This is a genomic window from Syntrophorhabdaceae bacterium (assembly GCA_028713955.1).
Lineage (GTDB): Bacteria > Desulfobacterota > Syntrophorhabdia > Syntrophorhabdales > Syntrophorhabdaceae > UBA5609.
This window is the reverse complement of the sequence record JAQTNJ010000333.1, coordinates 1-2,911: the sequence shown is the minus strand read 5'-3', so window position 1 is coordinate 2,911 and position 2,911 is coordinate 1. Positions and strand designations below refer to the sequence as shown.

Here is a 2,911-nt window from a genome sequence, read left to right as displayed (position 1 = left end):
TCCTTGCCCCTCATTATTACGGCCTTCGTATTAATGTGACCTGCATCCAATCCAGCCAGAAGTTTTCCGTTATTCAAGGCGTCACCCCCTTTATTGTTTCTACAAGGGCTTCCAGTTGCGTCCGAAATTGAGTTATTGGTAAGGTTGTATCAAGCTCAAGCTCGGTCGACGGAATTCCCAACTTATCGAGGACAGGCTTCAGTCCCACGACGTCCATCGGTTGAGGGCTGCAAAATCTCTGGTAGAGAAATACTACTCCATCCGGTTTGAAGTCCTCGATGAACTGTTGAACGAATCTGAACCTCTTTTTCTCCCCGGTACCGGGAACATTGTCCTTTGCAGGACACGGGATCTTACCGATGTATCCCTCGGCGAGCGCCTTAAGCTTATCCGGTCTGTCCTCAGGCACCTCAAACCAGAAATACCTGGCTGCCGTGCAGGAATCAATAAAGACCAGGCTGGCGCTGTAGTTCAGATGTTCGATCAGATCGAAAACCCCCAGGTCGTCACAGGCACCTCCTGTTACCATCAATCTTACCCCTGACGGCGCCTTGCCGGGCTCGGCTTCCAGTCTCTCAATGAGTTGCTCCAGCATTACATTACATTCCTGTTTGTCCATCAGCTGTGAAGCCAGGGTCACAGTCGCGACTTCCGGGCCTGTTATAGCCGGCTTATCACGCCTCAGGAACTCCCAGAGCCGTTTAAGGAGTCTTCTGTTGTGATTATAGACTTTGATCGCCTTCTCTATGTCATCATCTGTTACGGGTTTTTTCGCAAGCTTCTCAACGAATTCTTTAAACTGTTTAAAAGACTCCACCATGAACCCACCGGCAGGTTTCGTGTGTATGATATGAGGATACTGCATGAGATAGCTCTTTTCCTGGAATCCTGCAAACCTCACCCACACGTTGAACGCTTCACCCATATGGATGCAGCTGCTGCTCGTCACGATCAGGTCTAAGTAATCATAATTGTGTTGCAGCCCCTGGTAGGCGCAATCATGGGAAAAGGAGCAGTATGTCTCATGGATATAGCCCCTCGTCATTGCCTGTGACTCATGGGAGCTGAGGATTCTCAGCGGTACAATTCCGGCTGCATAGAGAATTTCCTCGGGAACGTGAGTGCACATATATCCGGCTAAAAGCCGCCCTTTCTCCTTAAGGGACCTGGCGTATTCAGGTGTATTCTCAGTTATCTGGCGAAAACGTTCGATTATTGCATCTGAGCCCTTCTTCTCCATATATCATGCACCTCCTTTCTTATGCGCTTCCATGAGATGTACGAACAACTCCGTTTTCCGCTGGGCACCCGGCAGATCCATTTTCCGGACGTCTACCTGGTCGGTATCGTATTCGACGGTCGGAATCTGGTTTTTGAAAATGCGCTGCATCGCTATGTAACCGTTCCTGAAGTCGGTTTCACAACTGCGGGAAGGCGCCAGTAAAAGTCCGTCCGCTTTATATTCGGTTACCATTGCCTTGGCCATTTCTTCCAGCGCCCAATACGATCTTACCCCCTGCCAGGTAGGCCAACCCAGAACTATTTTAGCGAGCTCGGTTATGGCCTTTCTTCTGGTAGACAAATCGAGTTCGTCTACCCATTGAGGGTCGATGGGTTCCCATGTCCATTTTCCATTGACAATTCCCTTGAAATTGCCACACGTGCCGAAGGTGTAGACTGAGGCTACAATCTCGGCTCCGACGTCTCTGAGGATCCTCGCCATTTCCGGATGGCCGTACGTATGCGCTATTCCAAAATAGACTATCCTGAAGCGTTGATCCGGAGCCACACTCTCTCCAGTCTCAACCATTTTCTTCACCTCTTTAAGCAATCCCTCATATAAGCGCACACTTTCATCGGTCGTCCTGTCCACAACGGCTGGTGGGAATAGGGCGATAAGTCGACGCTCATCCAGGGGTGCGGGGGAATGCATGTTGAGTGCACATATGTTGCCCCAGAGGACCAGCACCTTGATCTCGTTTCTCACTGCCTTAATGAACAGCTCATCCGAAAACTCCCTGCCGGTTACTCTCTCGAGCCAGCCTATTCCCGCATCTATCTGGTCGGAGACATAGTTGACGATCTTCGGATCTTTCTCCGCATTCCCTCCGCCGATCATATCTATTGCGTACATAGGTACGCCTCCGAGACGCCTTGAAACTTCCTGGTACCACTTTGAATGCTGACTGCACAGGTGTGTGGTCCAGATCAGATCCGGTTTCGGATATCCGTCCTTAACCGTTTTGTCTGTAATAACCATTTTGTCACGGATTACCTCACCAACGAACAGTTTCAGGTAACTACACGAGTGAAAGCCCAGACCACCGGTTTCAGCAGCAATAATATCCTCACGGCACTCTTCGGGCACCGTCCCTGCCGCTGATGCCGAGTGAGGCTCGCCACCTATCAGGTGTATATCCTCACCCAGTCCTTTAAGGGGAGCCAGCGGACTCCAGGTAGAACCCATGCAGCGCAGGCCTTCAGAAGCATAGAGATAGTTCCTGTAGCAGGCAGTCTGGTAGTTCTTCAATTCTCCCCACGTCGTTATGTTATATGCCATTTAAACCTCCTGTCCAATTTATATCAAAATCTTCTTCACGACTTCTCGATTCCATAGAATGATCTGAACGTGATTTATCTTTTGTATACCTCTTCATGCCAATATCAATAATGAACATGATTCATTTTTAAAACTTTCCACGCAAGATGTCAAGCATTTTTTTGTCCTTTTATACTTTTGTAGGTGGATGTCATACCTAATAGAGTCCATGTTGGCCATTAATAGGCCTACCGCCATCATGGTTACTATTTTTTAGTTGGAGTGTAGAAAATGAATTACGTTCATTTTTATGCGTATTGTGCATCAGAACAATTGGATTTTTTGATGGTCCTGCAAGCTGGTGCTATTAAA

At 48.4% G+C, this 2,911-nt stretch carries 2 protein-coding genes; both read right to left on the bottom strand.

The genetic code is table 11. From position 1 onward, the window contains the following. Positions 1-73: 73 nt before the first annotated feature. Complete coding sequence (locus PHU49_16625) at positions 74-1,240, bottom strand: 2-hydroxyacyl-CoA dehydratase family protein (protein ID MDD5245635.1); 1,167 nt, start codon at positions 1,238-1,240, stop codon at positions 74-76. 3 nt (positions 1,241-1,243) lie between these two features. Next, on the bottom strand, positions 1,244-2,560 hold the full coding sequence (locus PHU49_16620) for a 2-hydroxyacyl-CoA dehydratase family protein (protein ID MDD5245634.1): 1,317 nt from the start codon (positions 2,558-2,560) through the stop codon (positions 1,244-1,246). Between the last annotated feature and the right edge of the window lie 351 nt (positions 2,561-2,911).